Annotated in this window: 16 protein-coding genes; 9 read left to right on the forward strand and 7 right to left on the reverse strand. The window is 67.8% G+C overall.

Annotated elements, in window-relative coordinates; translation table 11 throughout:
• Window positions 1-34 precede the first annotated feature (34 nt).
• The 6 genes from gyrA to dnaA all read right to left on the reverse strand — a co-directional run bounded on the left by gyrA (window position 35) and on the right by dnaA (window position 9,725).
• Window positions 35-2,548 carry a DNA gyrase subunit A gene (gene gyrA / locus AC5Y6X_RS16405; protein ID WP_324675779.1) on the reverse strand — a complete coding sequence of 838 codons (2,514 nt, stop codon included), beginning with the start codon at window positions 2,546-2,548 and terminating at the stop codon, window positions 35-37.
• A 15-nt stretch (window positions 2,549-2,563) separates the two neighbouring features.
• On the reverse strand, window positions 2,564-4,597 hold the full coding sequence (gene gyrB / locus AC5Y6X_RS16410) for a DNA topoisomerase (ATP-hydrolyzing) subunit B (RefSeq protein ID WP_324675780.1): 2,034 nt from the start codon (window positions 4,595-4,597) through the stop codon (window positions 2,564-2,566).
• A 243-nt stretch (window positions 4,598-4,840) separates the two neighbouring features.
• Window positions 4,841-5,398 carry a DUF721 family protein gene (locus AC5Y6X_RS16415; protein ID WP_324675782.1) on the reverse strand — a complete coding sequence of 186 codons (558 nt, stop codon included), beginning with the start codon at window positions 5,396-5,398 and terminating at the stop codon, window positions 4,841-4,843.
• A complete protein-coding gene (recF, locus tag AC5Y6X_RS16420) occupies window positions 5,395-6,537 on the reverse strand; it encodes a DNA replication/repair protein RecF (RefSeq protein WP_499987543.1) in 1,143 nt (380 codons plus the stop codon). The genes AC5Y6X_RS16415 and recF overlap by 4 nt, the downstream gene beginning before the upstream one ends.
• A complete protein-coding gene (dnaN, locus tag AC5Y6X_RS16425) occupies window positions 6,538-7,737 on the reverse strand; it encodes a DNA polymerase III subunit beta (RefSeq protein WP_499987545.1) in 1,200 nt (399 codons plus the stop codon).
• Between the two features lie 464 nt (window positions 7,738-8,201).
• Window positions 8,202-9,725 carry a chromosomal replication initiator protein DnaA gene (dnaA, locus tag AC5Y6X_RS16430; protein WP_499987547.1) on the reverse strand — a complete coding sequence of 508 codons (1,524 nt, stop codon included), beginning with the start codon at window positions 9,723-9,725 and terminating at the stop codon, window positions 8,202-8,204.
• A 616-nt stretch (window positions 9,726-10,341) separates the two neighbouring features.
• On the opposite strand from dnaA, the gene rpmH reads away from it, so the two are divergent.
• From rpmH to AC5Y6X_RS16475, 9 genes are all read left to right on the forward strand, one after another.
• On the forward strand, window positions 10,342-10,485 hold the full coding sequence (gene rpmH, locus AC5Y6X_RS16435; protein WP_076060026.1) for a 50S ribosomal protein L34: 144 nt from the start codon (window positions 10,342-10,344) through the stop codon (window positions 10,483-10,485).
• Window positions 10,486-10,508: 23 nt separating this feature from the next.
• Window positions 10,509-10,868: a ribonuclease P protein component gene (gene rnpA, locus AC5Y6X_RS16440; protein ID WP_499987737.1), complete on the forward strand. Its 360-nt coding sequence runs from the start codon at window positions 10,509-10,511 to the stop codon at window positions 10,866-10,868.
• On the forward strand, window positions 10,865-11,212 hold the full coding sequence (yidD, locus tag AC5Y6X_RS16445; RefSeq protein WP_499987549.1) for a membrane protein insertion efficiency factor YidD: 348 nt from the start codon (window positions 10,865-10,867) through the stop codon (window positions 11,210-11,212). Before rnpA ends, yidD begins: the two co-directional genes overlap by 4 nt.
• Window positions 11,196-12,308 carry a membrane protein insertase YidC gene (yidC, locus tag AC5Y6X_RS16450; RefSeq protein ID WP_499987551.1) on the forward strand — a complete coding sequence of 371 codons (1,113 nt, stop codon included), beginning with the start codon at window positions 11,196-11,198 and terminating at the stop codon, window positions 12,306-12,308. Before yidD ends, yidC begins: the two co-directional genes overlap by 17 nt.
• A gap of 83 nt (window positions 12,309-12,391) precedes the next feature.
• A complete protein-coding gene (locus tag AC5Y6X_RS16455) occupies window positions 12,392-12,964 on the forward strand; it encodes a Jag family protein (RefSeq protein ID WP_499987553.1) in 573 nt (190 codons plus the stop codon).
• Between the two features lie 93 nt (window positions 12,965-13,057).
• A complete protein-coding gene (rsmG, locus tag AC5Y6X_RS16460) occupies window positions 13,058-13,768 on the forward strand; it encodes a 16S rRNA (guanine(527)-N(7))-methyltransferase RsmG (protein WP_499987738.1) in 711 nt (236 codons plus the stop codon).
• Window positions 13,765-14,733: a ParA family protein gene (locus AC5Y6X_RS16465; protein ID WP_499987555.1), complete on the forward strand. Its 969-nt coding sequence runs from the start codon at window positions 13,765-13,767 to the stop codon at window positions 14,731-14,733. The genes rsmG and AC5Y6X_RS16465 overlap by 4 nt, the downstream gene beginning before the upstream one ends.
• An 18-nt stretch (window positions 14,734-14,751) precedes the next feature.
• Complete coding sequence (locus AC5Y6X_RS16470) at window positions 14,752-15,735, forward strand: ParB/RepB/Spo0J family partition protein (RefSeq protein WP_499987557.1); 984 nt, start codon at window positions 14,752-14,754, stop codon at window positions 15,733-15,735.
• 244 nt (window positions 15,736-15,979) lie between these two features.
• Window positions 15,980-16,711: an acetyltransferase gene (locus tag AC5Y6X_RS16475; RefSeq protein ID WP_499987558.1), complete on the forward strand. Its 732-nt coding sequence runs from the start codon at window positions 15,980-15,982 to the stop codon at window positions 16,709-16,711.
• Here the strand turns inward: AC5Y6X_RS16475 and AC5Y6X_RS16480 are convergent.
• Complete coding sequence (locus tag AC5Y6X_RS16480; protein WP_499987560.1) at window positions 16,708-17,928, reverse strand: N-acetylmuramoyl-L-alanine amidase; 1,221 nt, start codon at window positions 17,926-17,928, stop codon at window positions 16,708-16,710. The two genes, AC5Y6X_RS16475 and AC5Y6X_RS16480, sit on opposite strands and share 4 nt — an antisense overlap.
• Between the last annotated feature and the right edge of the window lie 97 nt (window positions 17,929-18,025).

The raw sequence follows: 18,025 nt of genomic DNA on the forward strand, positions 1-18,025 counted from the left end.
CGGCGGGTCGCCGCTTGCCCGCATCGCTACCGCGCTAGCCGTCCGACTCCTCACCGTCGATCTCCCCGACGGCCTCGTCGGCGCTCGCTTCGGCGTTGCGGGCAATGGCTAACAGGGTGTCACCCTCGCCCAGGTTCATCAACCGAACGCCCTTGGTCTGCCGTCCCGCCTTGCGCACCTGGCGCGCGGCGGTGCGGATCACGCCCCCGCCCGAGGTGATGGCATAGAGCTCGCTGTCCTCGTCGACGATCAGCGCCCCGACCAGCCTGCCGCGCCGGCGGTCGTACTGGACGGTCAGCACGCCCTTGCCGCCGCGCCCCTGCACCGGGTACTCCTCGATCGCGGTGCGCTTGGCATACCCCCCGGAGGTCGCGACCAGCAGGTAGGTGCCCTCGCGGACCACGTTCAGCGACAGCAGGTAATCGTCGGTGTTGAACCGCATGCCCTGCACGCCGGAGGTCGCCCGGCCCATCGGGCGCAGCGCCTCGTCGGTGGCCGAGAACCGGATGGACTGCCCGTTGGCCGACACCAGCAGCAGGTCCTCGTCGGACGAGCACAGCACCGCGCCGACCAGCTCGTCGCCGTCGCGCAGGTTGATCGCCACGATCCCGCCCGAGCGGTTGGAGTCGAAATCGGTCAGCTTGGTCTTCTTCACCAGCCCGTTGCGGGTCGCCAGCACCAGGTACGGGGCGTCCTCGTAGCCGCGGATCTGGATCACCTGCGCGATGCGCTCCTCCGGCTGGAAAGCCAGCAGGTTGGCCACGTGCTGGCCCCGCGCCGTGCGCGAAGCCTCGGGCAGCTCGTAGGCCTTGGCCCGATAGACCCGGCCCTGGGTGGTGAAGAACAGGATCCAGTCGTGCGTCGAGCAGACGAAGAAGTGCCGCACGATGTCGTCCTGCTTGAGCCCGGCGCCCTGCACGCCCTTCCCGCCGCGCTTCTGGCTACGGTACAGGTCGGTCTTGGTGCGCTTGGCGTAGCCGGTTTCGGTGATGGTGACGACGACGTCCTCGCGAGCGATCAGGTCCTCGTCGCTGACCTCGCCGTCGGCGGCCACGATCCGGGTGCGACGGTCGTCCCCGTGCTTTTCGACGATCTCGCCGAGCTCGTCGTGCACGATCGTGCGCTGCCGCTCCGGCTTGGCCAGGATGTCTTCCAGGTCCGCGATCTCGGCCTCGATCTTGGCCAGGTCGTCGATGATGCGCTGGCGTTCCAGGGCGGCCAGGCGCCGCAGCTGCATGTCGAGGATGGCCTGGGCCTGGATCTCGTCGATGTCCAGCAGCTCGATCAGGCCGGCCCGGGCGATGTCGACGGTTTCCGACGCGCGGATCAGCGCGATGACCTCGTCCAGCGCGTCGAGCGCCTTGACCAGACCGCGCAGGATGTGGGCGCGCTCGTTGGCCTTGCGCAGCCGGTAGGTGGTGCGCCGCACGATGACGTCGAGCTGATGAGCGACGTAGTGGCGGATCAGCTGATCGAGCCGCAGCGTCCGGGGCACCCCGTCGACGATGGCCAGCATGTTGGCGCCGAAGCTGGTCTGCAGCTGGGTGTGCTTGTAGAGGTTGTTGAGCACCACCTTGGCGACGGCGTCGCGCTTGAGCTCGATGACGATGCGCAGGCCGACCCGGTCGCTGGACTGGTCCTCGATGTTGGAGATGCCGGCCAGTTTCCCGTCGCGCACCTGCTCGGCGATCGAGGTGATGAAGTTGTCGTGGTTGACCTGATACGGCAACTCGGTGATGACCAAAGACGTTTTGCCCCTGGCTTCTTCGACTTCCACCACGCCGCGCATCCGGATGGAGCCGCGGCCGGTCTTGTACGCGTCGGCGATGCCCTGCGAGCCGACGATCAAACCTGAGGTGGGGAAGTCGGGGCCCTTGATCCGCTGCATGACGGCGGCCAGGGTCGCCTCCTCGTCGGCCTCATGGTTGTCCAGGCACCAGAACACCGCGTCGGCGAGCTCGCGCAGGTTATGCGGCGGGATGTTGGTCGCCATGCCGACCGCGATGCCGCCGGAGCCGTTGGCCAGCAGGTTGGGGAACCGGCTGGGCAGCACCGTCGGCTCCTGCACCCGGCCGTCATAGTTTGGAATGAAATCGACTGTCTCCTCGTCGATTTCGCGCAGCATCTCCATCGCCAACGGAGTCAATCGCGCTTCGGTGTAGCGCATCGCGGCCGGCGGATCGTTGCCCGGGGAACCGAAGTTGCCCTGCCCGTCGACGAGCGGATAGCGCAGCGACCACGGCTGCGCCATGCGCACCAGCGTGTCGTAGATCGACGCATCGCCGTGCGGATGGTAGTTGCCCATGGTCTCGGCGACCGAGCGCGCCGACTTCGCGTGGCTGCGGTCCGGGCGGAACCCGGAGTCGTACATCGCGTAGAGCACCCGGCGGTGAACCGGTTTGAGGCCGTCGCGCACCTCGGGCAGCGCACGGCCCACGATCACGCTCATCGCGTAGTCGATGTAGCTGCGCTGCATCTCCTGCTGGATGTCGACAGGTTCGATGCGGTCGCCGGCTTCGTCGCCCGGCGGCAACGTGGTGTCAGTCATTTGTTCCTCGGGTTATCAAACGTCCAGGAAGCGAACATCTTTGGCGTTGCGGGTGATAAAGCTCCGGCGCGCGTCCACGTCCTCGCCCATCAGGATGGAGAACAACTCGTCGGCGGCCGCCGCGTCGTCCAGGGTGACCTGGCGCAGCACCCGCACGGTGGGGTCCATCGTGGTCTCCCACAATTCTTTGGCGTCCATCTCGCCCAGACCCTTGTAGCGCTGGATGCCGTCTTCCTTGTTGATCTTCTTGCCGGCCTTCAGCCCCGCCTTCAGCAGACCGTCGCGCTCGCGATCGGAGTAGGCGAATTCGGGGTCGGACCGCTGCCACTTCAGCTTGTACAGCGGTGGCTGCGCCAGGAACACGTGCCCGTTTTCGATGAGCGGCCGCATGAACCGGAACAACAACGTCAACAGCAGCGTCGAGATGTGCTGCCCGTCGACGTCGGCGTCGGCCATCAGCACGATCTTGTGGTAGCGCAACTTGGTGATGTCGAACTCGTCGTGAATCCCGGTTCCCAGCGCGGTGATGATCGCCTGGACTTCGGTGTTCTTCAGCACCCGGTCGATGCGGGCCTTCTCGACGTTGATGATCTTGCCGCGCAACGGCAGGATCGCCTGGAACATCGAGTCGCGGCCGCTCTTGGCCGAGCCGCCGGCCGAATCACCCTCGACCACATACAGTTCCGACTTCCGCGGGTCGGTGGAGCGGCAGTCGGCAAGCTTGCCGGGCAGTCCCCCGAGATCGGTGGCGCTCTTGCGGCGCACCAGCTCGCGCGCCTTGCGCGCCGCGATCCGCGCCTGTGCCGACGAGACCGCCTTGTTCACAACGGTTTTGGCTTCCGAGGGGTTGGCCTCGAACCAGTGCGTGAGTTGCTCGTTGCACACCTTCTGCACAAACGACTTGACCTCGGTGTTGCCCAGCTTCGTCTTGGTCTGGCCCTCGAACTGCGGCTCGCTGACCTTGACCGAGATCACCGCCGCCAGGCCCTCGCGGATGTCGTCGCCGGTGAGGTTGGGGTCCTTGTCCTTCAGCAGCTTCTTGTCCTTGGCGTACTTGTTGACCACCGACGTCAGCGCGCTGCGGAAGCCCTCCTCGTGGGTGCCGCCCTCATGGGTGTTGATGGTGTTGGCGAAGGTGTGCACCGACTCCGAGTATCCGCCGTTCCACTGCATCGCGATCTCGACCTCGTGGCCGGTCCCCTTGCCCTCGAAGTCGATGATGCTCTGCTGGATCGGGTTCTTGGTGCGGTTGATGTGCTTGACGAAATCCACCAAGCCGCCCGGGTAATGAAAAGTGCGGTGCTTGACCTTGTGCGGGGCGGTCGACTCCGCCGCCTTCTCCTCGGCGGATTTGGGCGCATCGGCGGTGTCGCTGACCACGTCGTCGACGACTTCCTCGTTGGTCACCCGCTCGTCGGTGAGATTGATCGTCAATCCCTTGTTGAGGAAGGCCATTTCCTGCAGCCGGCGCGCCACCGTCTCGAAGTCGTATTCGAGGGTTTCGAAGATGTCGGGGTCGGCCCAGAACCTGATGGTGGTTCCCGTCTTCTTGGTGGCCTCGCCCTGTTTGAGGGTGCCCGGCACCGCGTGGTCGTAGTACTGGGACCACTCGTGCCCGTCGCGGGCGATCTCCACCTCGAGCCGGGTCGACAGCGCGTTGACCACCGACACACCGACCCCGTGCAGACCGCCGCTGACGTTGTAGCCGCTGTTCTCCCCGCCGAACTTGCCGCCGGCGTGCAGTTGCGTCATCACGACGTCGACGGTCGGCGCGCCCGTGGCGTGCATGGCCACCGGGATGCCGCGCCCGTTGTCGGTGACCTCGACGCTGCCGTCGTCGAGCAGGCGCACGTCGACCTGGGTGGCGTAACCGGCCATCGCCTCGTCCACCGAGTTGTCGACGACCTCCCAGATCAGGTGGTGCAGTCCCCGCTCACCGGTGGACCCGATGTACATGCCCGGGCGTTTGCGGACCGCCTCCAGCCCCTCGAGCACGGTGATCGCTGAAGCGCCGTATTCGTCTTGTGCCTTCTTCTTCTGGGCAGCCACGGTCGGAATGCTCTCCTTGGGGTTTCATGCGGGCGGTCCGTCACCGCAACAGTCGCACCTCTTCACTCTACCGTGAGAGGTGGTCCGCACCGATTTTCTGGGCGCGTTTCTACCTATCTGGCCGCGCCGTGCGCTCGATTTCTTCATTCCCGGTGCGTCCGGACGTTTGAGATGCGGGTGCGTTCCGTCCTGGCGGCTCTGAGACGTCGCTGTTATGACGTTGCACCGGCCCGTCGGGTTCCGTTATCCGTAGGTGTCGCGGGGTCCCCTGCCGGCGATGTGCCGTGGGCCCTTGCGCCAGGACGGGGCGGCGGGTCCGGTGATTTTCAGCGACGTCACCGCGCCGTTGCCGACCGCCGCGGCGATCTTGGCCAGGATCTGTGCCTGGATCATCCGCAGCTGGGTCGCCCACGCGGTCGATTCGGCCGCCACGCTGAGCACCCCGTCGTTCAGCGCGGTCGGGCTCGCGTGGTCGGCGATCTGGTGCCCGACCACCGACGGCCAGTGGCCGAGCACCGTGCCCTCGGCGACATGGGCGGACCAGCCTCGCTTTTTCGCCAGATCGCGCGCGAGCCTGCCCAGTGGCTGGGGATCCCGGCTGTCGGGCCCGGGCCCCGACCAGCTGCGCCGTTGTCCCGCGACACGACGCGGGGCGGGAGGCGCGCCGCGCCCGCGGCCGGCGTCCTTGCCCTGCGCGCGAGCGGCGGCGCGGGCTTCCTCCAGGGTCCGCCGCACCAGGTCGATGCCCGACGGACCACCGGGTGGCGCACCGCGGTTAGGGTCCGATCCGTCGCCGGTCATGCCCGCACCACCGATACTCGTCCCGAGTCCTCGTCGCGCAAGTCGATGTGCACCCGCCTAGCGTCCCACTCGGCCGGGATATCTTCGAGCACCGCCGCGGTCACCAATACCTGCTCCGCCGCTTCGGCCACCGAAGCCAACGCCCGGCGGCGGGCCGCGTCGAGTTCGGCGAACACGTCGTCGAGCAACAACACCGGCTCGCTTCCGTCGGCCCGCAACAACTCGTACGCCGCCAGCCGCAACGCCACCGCGAACGACCATGACTCCCCGTGGCTCGCAAAGCCTTTGGCCGGTTGATCGCCGAGCCGCAACTCCAGGTCGTCGCGGTGTGGGCCCACCAGACACATCCCGCGCTCCAGTTCGGCGTCGCGGCGCTCCGACAACGCCGCCAGCAACGCGGCTTCGAGAAACTCGGGATCGGGGCCCCCCACGCCATCCACGCTCGCCCGGTAACCAATCGCGGCCACCCGGGATCCCGGCGCCAGCAACTGATAGGCCTTTTCCACCTCGGGCGCCAGCTGGTTCACCAGGTCGATGCGGGCGGCCATCAATTCGGCGCCGTGCCCGGCCAGCCGGCTGTCCCACACGTCGAGGGTGTCCAGGGCGCCCCGGGCGCCCCGATGCCTCGCCCCCGACAACGACTTGAGCAGCGCGGTGCGCTGGCGCAGCACCTTGTCGTAGTCCGCCCGCACGCCGGCGACCGTCGGCCGGCGCACCGTCGCCAGATCGTCGAGGTAGCGCCGGCGGTCCGCCGGATCGCCGCGGACCAAAGCCAGGTCTTCCGGGGCAAACAGCACCGCCCGCAGCACCCCGAGCACCTCGCGCGTGCTGCGCACCGGTGAACGGTTCAGCCGCGCCTTGTTGGCCCGCCCTGCGGCGATCTCCAGATCAACTGCGCACTCCCTGCCCTCGTTGACGACGATCGTCGAAATCACCGCGCGGGGCTGGCCCGCCCGGATCAGCGGCGCGTCGGTTCCCACCCGGTGCGAGCCCAGTGTGCTCGAATACCACAGTGCCTCAACCAGATTCGTCTTGCCGAACCCATTCGGGCCGACGAACACCGTCCGGCCCGGCTCCAATTCGAGATCGGCCTGCGCCCAGGACCGGAAATCGCGCAGCCCCAACTGCCGGACGTACACCTAGCCGGGCAACCGCACGGGCATCAGCAGGTACACGTAGTCCGTCGGCAGGGCGGAAAACGGGCCGTTGCCCGTCGGATGGCTGTCGTCGTCGAGCGCGGGCCGCAGCAGGGCCGGCTTGCCCGGGGTGGTGAACCCGAACGACACCCGCTCCGCGTGCACCGACCCGAGCCCGTCGGTCAGGTAGGTCGGGTTGAACGCGATCGTCAACGGCTCCCCGGCGAAATCGACGGCCAGGTCCTCCTCGGCCCGGCCGACGTCGTCGGCGCCGGCGGAAAGCCGCAGCATGCCGTCGGCGAATTCCATGCGCACCTGCGCGCCCCGGTCCGCGACCAGCGCGACCAGCTTGATGGCCTCGGTCAGCTCGGCGACGTTGATCGTGGCCACCGCGGTGTGTTCGGCCGGCAACAGCTGCCGGAACTTCGGGAACTCCGCGTCCAGCAGGCGGGTTGTGCTGCGTTTGCCGTCACCGCTGATGCCCAGCAGCCCGTCCTTCCCGACCCCCATCCCGGCGCCCAGCGACAGACGAACCTCGGAACCGTCGATGCCGGCCTTGGCGGCCTCGAACAATGTCCGCGCCGGCACCAGCACCGCCGCCTCCACATCCGGTGACAACGCCGTCCAGGTCAGCTCGCGAACCGCGAGACGGAACCGGTCGGTGGCGGCCAAAACCACCTTGTCGCCCGAGATCTCGACCCGGATCCCGGTCAACATCGGCAGCGTGTCGTCCCGGCCGGCCGCGATGGCGACCTGACCGATCGCCTCGGCGAACAGGTCCGCCGGCAACGTGCCGGTGTCCTCCGGCAACACCGGCAGCGTCGGGTAATCCTCCACCGCCATCGTCGGCAACGAAAACCTGGCACTTCCGCAGGTCAGCGCGACCCGGTTGCCGTCCACATAGAAGTCCACCGGCTTGTCCGGCAACGCCCGGGTGATGTCCGACAACAGCCGTCCGGACACCAAAACGCTTCCGGGAGAGGCTATTTCGGCCGCAACCTGCGCCTCGGCGGACACCTCGTAGTCGAACCCGGAGATCGTCAGGCCCTCGTCGGAGCCGGTCAACAGCACGCCGGACAGCACCGGCACCGCCGGCCTGGTCGGCAGGTTCTTCGCCACCCACGACACCGCGTCGGCGAAAGACTCCCGCACCATACGGAACTTCAAGTCGGTGAGGCCAGCTCTCGTCGTCGCTGTGTCCATAGCGTCCCCTCACCTACCGAATTCCAGTGGCCGGCCGCCCCGCTCGTCGGGGCAGTCGAAGAACAACCGTAGATCCTCTGCGGCCATCTTGAAAGCTAATCGCGAAGGCCGACAAGCACGGTCACGCGGGCCTTCCGACGCCAGCGTAACCAAGCTTCCCCAGCGCCGTTCTTCAAAGAAGAAACAACCGAGATAACTCAGTAGCAGTAGTAAGGGGTGTGGACGTTGGGGACAGCGTGATCTTGACCCAGGTAGGGGTGCGGGCCGGGTGTGGATGACGACGTTGACAACTGTGTGGGGTGTGTGGAGCCGTTGGGGATCGAGCCGGAGCGTGTGGAGCGCGGCCGATCAATGCACGATTGCTCGACGGGTTGTGCACAGGGCTGCGCACACGACGGGTGTGTGGCCGGTGTGACGGGGGAGTGAGAAGTTTTTTGAAAATAGTCTGCCGCGGAGGGCGGAAGTCAGCGCTTGGAGCGCTGCCGGATGCGGGTGGTGAGCTCCTTGACGTGATCGAACACCTCGCGCCGCTCGGCCATCTCGGACAGGATCTTTTTCTGGGCGTACATGACGGTGGTGTGGTCGCGACCGAACGCTTGGCCGATCTTGGGCAGGGACAGGTCGGTGAGCTCGCGGCACAGGTACATGGCGATCTGTCGTGACTGCGCCAGCGCACGGGTCTTGCCGGGGCCGCGGAGCTCCTCGACGGTGGTATCGAAGTATTCGGCGGTGGCGGCCATGATGGTCGCCGCGCTGATCTGAATGGTGCTGGCGTCGGCGATCAGGTCACGCAGGACGATCTCGGCCAGCGACTTGTCGATCGGCGTCTTGTTCAACGACGCGAACGCGGTGACCCGGATGAGGGCCCCCTCCAGCTCGCGGATGTTGCGTTCGATGCTGCTGGCGATCAGCTCGAGCACGTCGTCGGGCACCGCGAGCCGTTCCATCTGTGCCTTCTTGCGCAAGATGGCGATGCGGGTTTCCAGCTCGGGTGGCTGCACGTCGGTGATCAGGCCCCACTCGAACCGCGTCCTCAGCCGGTCCTCGAGGGTGGCGAGCTGCTTGGGTGGGCGGTCGGAGGAGATGACGATCTGCTTGTTGGCGTTGTGCAGTGTGTTGAAGGTGTGGAAGAACTCCTCCTGGATACCTTCCTTGCCCTCGATGAACTGGATGTCGTCGACGAGCAGCACGTCGACGTCGCGGTAGCTGCGCTTGAACGCAACCTTGCGGTCGTCGCGCAGCGAGTTGATGAAGTCGTTGGTGAATTCCTCGGTGGAAACGTACTTGACCCGCATGCCGGGGAACAATCGCTGCGCGTAGTTGCCGGCCGCGTGTAGCAGGTGCGTCTTGCCGAGGCCGGACTCGCCCCAGATGAACAGCGGGTTGTAGGCGCGGGCCGGGGCTTCGGCGATGGCGAGGGCCGCCGCGTGCGCGAATCGGTTCGAGGCGCCGATGACGAAGGTGTCGAAGGTGTAGCGGCGGTTGAGGCTGGTTCCGCCGGCGATGGCCGGGTCGATGGTGTGCGGGCGTTCGGTGAAGTAGTTCGGCCAGCCCTGCTCGGCGGTGATGACGGGTTCACCGTTTTCGTAACCCTCGTCGCCGTCGTTCAAGGTGTCGAGATCGGCGTCGTCGGCAAAGGCATCGGTTTGCGACTGCAGGGTGTCCTCGGCGTCGTCCGACGGCGGCGCGATGCGCACCCCGAGCTGGACCTGCTGCCCGAGCCGGCGGCTGAGCGCGTCGGTGATGGGCGCGCGCAGGTGACGCTCGATCTCGTTCTGGACGAAACTGCTCGGGACCGACAGCAGGGCAAACCCCTCGACGATGGTGAGCGGCTGGACCAGGTTCAGCCACGCCTTTTGCTGAGGGGTCAGGGGAGTGATGAGGGCGGTGCGATTGGCGGCTACGCCGTCCGCGGTGGGCTCGCCGTTGAGTTCGGAGACGACCGCGTTCCACACGGTGGTGAAACTGGAACCGGGGTCATCGGTCAACGACGTATCTCCCTGGTCCGACGTCGAGAAACAATCACGCTTGGCGACAAAGCAACTGTCCACATACTTATACACAGGTGTGGACAGGATGAGCGTAAACGAGCCGCAGCCTTGCGGCGACGGCTCGCGATCTCCGCGCTGCCGACAACCCGGGCAGGGGCGCCTAGGCAGCTAGTCGATCCGCCATCCTCGCTTCGTCGTCGAGCGCCGCCTCACCCTGAAACGGCATTGCCCGAAGCTAACAGTTTTCCGTGCGGCTGCCAACCGTTCTGCTGCATTCCAATTGGCCAATTTAGAGTTCTTTGGGGCGTGCTTCGGCCGGGCACGGGTGCGGGCCGGAGCGGGGCGTCGAGAACGAATGTTTTCACCCACCGTTGCAGCGCGGGTCCGTTGGGGGAGGCCAGGTTTGAGCCAGGTTTGACCCGGCGAACACGCGTCAGTACCCTCAAACAGTCGCCCGAAAGTCGGCGATACGGCTGCGACCCAGGTTGAACCGTCTGGGGACCGCGCCGGCCAGTAGCGAGACCGCCTCCGACCGACCCACGAACCACAGTCGTGAATCGTGAACGGCCGGACGGGTGGGAAAGCTTGAGTTAGACACAACGAGGAGAACGCCGTGGCCAAGGGCAAGCGGACTTTCCAGCCGAATAACCGGCGCCGGGCCCGCGTGCACGGCTTCCGGCTGCGAATGCGGACCCGAGCGGGGCGTTCCATCGTGTCCAACCGGCGCCGCAAGGGCCGCCGCGCGCTGTCTGCCTGATCGCAACGTCAGGTCTTTTGGCGGTGCTACCCGCACGTAACCGTATGAGGCGGTCGACGGAGTTCGACGCGACCGTGAGGTACGGGGCGCGCACGGGCCGGGCGGATGTCGTCGTGCACGTTCGCCGGGGGAACGACGGCGGGGGCGATGGCCCGCGGGTCGGCCTGATCATCGGCAAGGCGGTGGGGTCGGCGGTCGAACGGCACCGGGTCGCGCGCCGGCTGCGACACGTCGTCCGAACCATGCTCGGCGACCTCGACCCATCCGACCTGGTGGTGATCCGGGCGTTACCGGGCAGCCGGCAGGCATCGTCGGCCCGGCTGGAGCAACAGCTGCGAAGCGCCCTGCACCGGGGTTGCGAGTTGGCGGGTGCCGGCCGGTGAGCGGGTGGGCGCGAGGGCGCGCAGCCGCCGGGGGTGCGGGCAGGACCGTCGCGCGGGGGCTGATCTTTCTCATCCAGCTGTACCGGCACATGGTGTCGCCGCTGCGGCCGGCGACGTGTCGCTTCGTTCCGACGTGCAGCCGGTACGCGGTCGATGCGCTCACCGAGTACGGGCTGATCCGCGGCGGCTGGCTGGCGGCGGCAAGGCTGGCCAAGTGTGGACCATGGCATCGGGGAGGATGGGACCCGATACCGGAGCGCCACGAATGCCGGGCGGACTCCGACCATGCGAGCGACGCCTGGGGCTCCCCGGCGACGCGAGGGGAGAGTGAAGCTTTTGTTTGATTTCTTCAGCCTCGACATCATCTACTACCCGGTGTCGTGGATCATGTGGGTCTGGTACAAGTTGTTCGCCGCCGTGCTGGGCCCGTCGAACTTCTTCGCCTGGGCGCTGTCGGTGATGTTCTTGGTCTTCACCCTGCGCGCGCTGCTGTACCACCCGTTCGTGCGGCAAATCCGCACCACCCGACAGATGCAGGAGCTGCAACCACAGATCAAGGCGCTGCAGAAGAAGTACGCCAAGGATCGTCAGCGCATGGCGCTCGAGATGCAGAAGCTGCAGCGCGAGCACGGCTTCAACCCGATCCTGGGCTGCCTGCCGATGCTGGCCCAGATCCCCGTGTTCCTCGGGCTGTATCACGTGTTGCGGTCGTTCAACCGAACCACCGGGGGCTTCGGCCAGCCGCACCTGTCGGTCACCCAGAACCGGATGACCGGCAACTACGTCTTCACTCCGGCCGACGTCGGTCACTTCCTGGACGCGAACCTGTTCGGCGCCCCGATCGGCGCCTTCATGACCCAGCGCACGGGGTTGGACGCCTTCACCCACTTCAGCCGGCCCGCGGTGATCGCCGTCGGTGCGCCGATCATGATCCTCGCCGGCATCGCAACGTACTTCAACAGCCGCGCGTCCGTCGCGCGGCAGAGCCCCGAGGCGGCGGCGAACCCGCAGACCGCGATGATGAACAAGCTTGCGCTGTATGTGTTTCCGCTCGGCGTGGTCGTCGGTGGCCCTTTCCTTCCGCTCGCGATCATCCTGTACTGGTTCGCGAACAACATCTGGACCTTCGGCCAGCAGCACTACGTGTTCGGCAAGATCGAAAAAGAGGAAGAGGCCAAGAAGCAGGAAGCCATCAAGCGCCGGGCGGCGAACGCGCCGGCACCGGGGGCCAAACCCAAGCGCAATCCGAGGGCGGCCGCGGCGAGCGGCGACGGCTCGGCGGTGGGCGACGGTGCGGAACCGGGGTCGGCGAAGGCGGGCTCCGGCGGCTCCGAAGTCCGGGAGACCAGGGCGGCCGGATCGGACAAGCCGAAGCCGCCCGGACCCAACGGCAACCGCACCCCGAGGCCCGGGGCGCGACCGAAAAAACGCAAACGCTGACCAGGGTGCGCAATGCTGTGGGGCCGCATCGCAGAGGTGTGAGCCCAACAGATCGGGACCCGTGGATTGAGGGAGAGAAGGGCATGACGGACGCACACACCACCGAATCCGACGTCGACGTCGAGCCACCGGTCGAGGACGCGCCCGAGGGCGAAGCCGCGGCGGATGGCGCCGGCGGCGAGGGCGACGACCTGGAGGAGCGATTGGTCGCCGAAGGGGAGATCGCCGGCGACTACCTCGAGGAGTTGCTGGACCTGTTGGACTTCGACGGCGACATCGACCTGGACGTCGAGGGCAACCGCGCGGTGGTGAGCATCGACGGCAGCGACGACCTGAACAAGTTGGTGGGCCGCGGCGGCGAGGTGCTCGACGCCCTGCAGGAGCTCACCCGGCTGGCGGTGCACCAGAAGACCGGCGTGCGCAGCCGGCTCATGCTCGACATTGCAAGCTGGCGGCGCCGGCGGCGGGAGGAGCTCGCCGCGCTGGGCGACGAGGTCGCTCGCCGGGTGCTGGACAGCGGGGAGCGCGAGGAGCTCGCGCCGATGACGCCGTTCGAGCGCAAGATCGTCCACGACGCCGTGGCGGCCGTTCCCGGGGTTCACAGCGAGAGCGAGGGCGTGGAGCCGTCGCGCCGCGTCGTCGTGCTGCTCGACTAGGAGTTACAACTGTGTAGTTCGTGTCGGCGTCGCTAGCGGCGTCGAGAAGATCAGGGGATGTTTCACGTGAAACATGTCGGTCGTTTGGAGCGGATGCCGGGCTCCGCCGCGCCGACCGCCGCGTCCGAACCGGGCCCTCCGCTCGAGGCGGCATCCGCGATCTTCGGGACACGCATATATATCGCGCAGCGGTATGCCGAACTGCTGGCGTCTGACGGAGTCGAGCGCGGGCTGCTCGGGCCGCGGGAGGTGGGCCGGGTGTGGGAGCGCCACCTGCTCAACAGCGCGGTGGTTGGCGAGCTGTTGGATGCGGGCGACCGGGTGGTGGACATCGGCAGCGGCGCGGGGCTGCCGGGGATACCGTTGGCGATCGCGCGGCCCGACCTCCAGGTCGTCCTTCTCGAGCCGCTGCTGCGGCGGAGCCAGTTTCTCAACGAGGTGGTCGCCGAACTAGGGTTGGCCGTCGAGGTGGTGCGCGGCCGGGCCGAGGAACCTTGGGTGCGGGAACGGTACGGCGGAAGGGACGCGGCGGTGTCGCGAGCGGTTGCAGCGTTGGACAAGTTGACGAAGTGGAGCATGCCCTTGCTACGACCGGGCGGCCGGATGGTGGCCATCAAGGGGGAGCGCGCCGCGGACGAACTCCAGGCGCACCGGCGTGTGATGGCGGCTCCGGGCGCCGTTGATGCCAGGGTGGTCACATGTGGCGCGAACTATTTGCGTCCGCCCGCGACCGTGGTGTTGGCGCGGCGCGGAGAGCGGTCGCGGCACGGGTCGCAGCGGATGGGGAACAGGGGACACCGATGAGTTCTCCGCGTGACTGGCCCGCCGCCGCGCCGCCACCCGTCGCGCCGCCACCCGTCGCGCCGTCACCGGCGGCGGATGCCGTGCCGCATGTTTCACGTGAAACATCCGCCGAATACGACACCCCGATCGGTGCTGCCGCGGAGCGCGCCATGCGGGTTCTCCACACGACCTATCCGCCGTTGCGCCGGCCCGACCACCGCCGGGTGTTCACGGTCGCGAACCAAAAGGGCGGCGTCGGCAAGACCACCACGGCGGTCAACCTCGCCGCGGCGCTCGCCGTGCAGGGACTCAAGACGCTCGTCATCGACCTCGACCCGCAGGGCAACGCGAGCACGGCGCTGGGCATCACCGACCGGCAGTCCGGCACGCCCTCCTCGTACGAGGTGCTCCTCGGCGAGGTCTCGCTACAGGACGCGCTGCGCCGCAGCCCGCACAGCGACCGCCTGTTCTGCGTCCCGTCGACGATCGATCTGGCGGGCGCCGAGATCGAATTGGTGAGCATGGTTGCCCGCGAGAACCGGCTGCGCACCGCCTTGGCCGCGCTGGACCAGTTCGACTTCGACTACGTCTTCATCGACTGCCCGCCGTCGCTCGGGCTGCTGACCATCAATGCGCTCGTCGCCGCGCCCGAGGTGATGATCCCGATCCAGTGCGAGTACTACGCGCTCGAGGGGGTGTCACAGCTGATGCGCAACATCGAGATGGTGAAGGCCCACCTGAATCCCCGGCTCGACGTGACCACCGTCATCCTCACGATGTACGACGGGCGGACCAAGCTGGCCGACCAGGTGGCCGACGAGGTGCGCCGGTACTTCGGCAGCAAGGTGTTGCGCACGGTGATCCCGCGCAGCGTCAAGGTCTCGGAGGCGCCCGGCTACAGCATGACGATCATCGACTACGACCCCGGTTCGCGCGGGGCGATGAGCTACCTCGACGCGAGTCGCGAACTCGCGCTACGCGACTGACGACCGGAAGGGACGACCATGACGCAGCCGTTACGCAAGAGGGGCGGCCTCGGCCGGGGCCTGGCTTCGCTGATTCCCACCGGTCCCGCCGAGGGCGACTCCGGGCCCGCAACCCTTGGCCCGCGGATGGGCGACGCGGCCGCGGACGTGCTGATCGGGGGCCCGGTACCGGACGCCGCCTCGGTGGGCGCGGTGTACCGCGAGATCCCGCTGACCGACATCGAGCGCAACCCCCGCCAGCCACGCCAGGTGTTCGACGAGGAGGCGCTGTCCGAGCTGGTGCACTCCATCCGCGAGTTCGGCCTCTTGCAGCCCATCGTGGTGCGGGCGGTGTCCGGGACGCAGAGCGGCGCGCGGTACCAGATCGTGATGGGGGAGCGGCGCTGGCGGGCCGCCCAGGAGGCGGGCCTGGCCACCATCCCGGCCATCGTGCGCGAGACCGCGGATGACACCCTGCTGCGCGACGCGCTGCTGGAGAACATCCATCGCGTACAGCTGAACCCGCTCGAAGAAGCGGCGGCCTACCAACAGCTGCTCGACGAGTTCGGCGTCACCCACGACGAACTGGCGGCCCGCATCGGCCGGTCGCGCCCGCTGATCACCAACATGATCCGGCTGCTCAAACTGCCGATCGCGGTCCAGCGCCGGGTGGCGGCGGGCGTGCTGTCGGCCGGTCATGCCCGGGCGCTGCTGTCGCTGGAGGCCGGCCCCGAGGCGCAGGAGGAACTGGCCGGGCGGATCGTCGCGGAGGGCCTGTCCGTGCGCGCCACCGAGGAAGCGGTCACCCTGGCCAATCGCGGCGAGGCGACCAAGCCAGCACCCCCGCGGCGCAAGCCGATCCAGATGCCGGGCCTGCAAGACGTTGCTGACCGGCTGTCGAACACCTTCGACACGCGCGTGACGGTCAGCCTGGGCAAACGCAAGGGGCGGATCGTGGTGGAGTTCGCCTCGGTGGAGGACCTGCAGCGGATCATCGACGTGATGACCCCGCCCAACCCGTGACCGGCCACACGGTGTAATTACGTCACTGTGACACCGGGCGGGATTCGGGGCGCGTCGGCCCGCCCCCAGGGCCGCGTTGTGCCGGAGAACCGTTGGGCGCCAACCAATTTCGGATTCCGGCGGATCGGATGTTGCCGGGCGGGAGGCAGACCGGCCGGCCCGCGCACGTGGCTGCGCCGATACTGGCCGCCCGACGGAAAACTCTCCTATCCTGGAGGGGTTGCTGGTGCATGTCAGGAGGCTAGTGTCTGCTCGAATCATGCCGCTGCGGCTCGAAGCCTTCGAGCATCTTCCGAAGCACGCGCGCCGCTGCGTGTTCTGGGAGGTCGACCCCGCCACCCTCGGTAACCAGGACCACCTCGCCGATCCCGAATTCGAAAAGGAAGCCTGGTTGTCGATGGTGATGCTGGAGTGGGGCTCGTGCGGTCAGGTCGCGACGGCGGTCCCCGACGAGCACAGCCTTGCCGAGCCGGCGTGCCTGGGCTACGTCCTCTACGCACCCCCGCGGGCGGTTCCGCGGGCGCACCGCTTTCCCACCGCCCCGGTGTCCGCGGACGCCGTGCTGCTGACGTCGATGGGCATCGAGCCCGGCCCGCACGCCGACGACCTGCCGCACAGCCTCCTGGCCCGCGTCATCGACGAGCTGGTCCGGCGCGGGGTGCGGGCGCTGGAGGCCTTCGGCCGCACGCCGGCGGCGTCGGAGCTACAGGATCCCGGGGCGGCGGACCCCGACGTGCGACCGGTGCTGGAGGCCCTCGGCGACTGCACCGTCGACCACTGCGTCATCGACGCGGAGTTCCTGAAGGACGTGGGCTTCGTTGTGGTGGCGCCACATACGTACTTCCCGCGGCTGCGCCTGGAGCTGGACAAGGGCCTGGGCTGGAAGGCCGAGGTCGAGGCGGCGCTGGAGCGCCTGCTCACCAGCGCCGAGCTGCAGGCACCGGTCGGGGCCGGTTCCACGGCCCAGAACGCTTAGGAGCCGCCGAGCCGGGTGGCCCGCTCCACCGCCAACTCGTGGGCGAGCAACTCGGCGAAAGTGAATGTGCCGGTGGGCCGGTCGTTCTTGCCCAGCAGGTAAAGCCGTTTGACCGCGGCGAGGATACCCTCGGCGATGGCATCGCGAGTCTGGGTCGACACCAGCATGTCGCGGTCGCGCGGGTTGGTGATGTAGCCGACGTCGACCTGAACGGTCGGCATCCGGGTCAGCCGCAGCAGGTCCCAGGTCCGGCCGTGCGTGCGACAATCCCGTAAGCCGGTGCGGGCCACCACTTCTCGCTGAATGAAGTCGGCGAGGTTGCGGCCGATGGTGGAGACCGAGCCGTGTGAGTTGCCGAAATGGAATGAGGCGACGCCGTTGGCCGACGGGCTGCGCTGCGCCTCGCAGCGCAGGCTGATCATCAGGTCCGCGCCCACGTTGTTGGCCGTTGCGGCGCGCTCGGCGTCCGACGGGCTGCGATTGGTCGGACGGGACAGGAACGTCTCCATGCCGATGGCGGTCATCCGGCCCTCGAGCCGACTTGCCAAGTCCCACAACACATCCGCTTCGCTGATGGGCCCGTTCGGGCCGTGGCAGATCATGCCGTGGTCCGCGCCGCCGCGGCCGGGATCGATGATGATCCGCTTGCCCGACAGCTTCGGCCCGGAACGGCGCACCAGCTCTTCCTCGCGGATCGCGTGCGGTGAGCCGCCGGTGACGCGTGAACTCAGAAAGTACAAGGAGCGCAGCGTTTCCGGGCCGCAGATACCGTCGGCGGCAAGCCCGTACTCCCGCTGGTACGACATCAACGCGTTGTGGGTTTGCAGCCCGAAGTGACCGTCGACCAGGCCGGTGTAGAAGCCGAGGTCCTGCAGCCGCGCCTGCAGCGTCGCGACGTCGTCGCCGTACAGCGGCGCACCGAATTGGTGATACAGCGTGCGCGCGCCGAGCCGGTAGGACGCCTCTTTCAGCGCCCGGTAGGTGGCCTCGCCGACCACGCCGTCGACCAGCAGCCCGCGGTGCTGCTGAAAAGCGCGCACGGCCTGGTCAAGCTCGGCATCGAAGAGATCGAGGGCCACGTGCCGGCCGGTGCCCAGGTCTTCCTCGGAATTGTCCAACAGGTTCAGCGCGGCCAGCGCGGCCCGGATCTCGGTCACAGCTGCGCTGCGGTCACCACAGCGCAGCGCGTCGCCGTTTTCGCGGCGCGGACTCGACATACCAAGGGCCCTCCGGGACTCCGCTGACAGGCTCGACATCTGGGGTGAAGCTAACGGATATTGTCGCAGATCCCGCTTGATTTCCGGAAAACCGCAG

It is taken from the genome of Mycobacterium sp. NGS26, assembly GCF_059813025.1.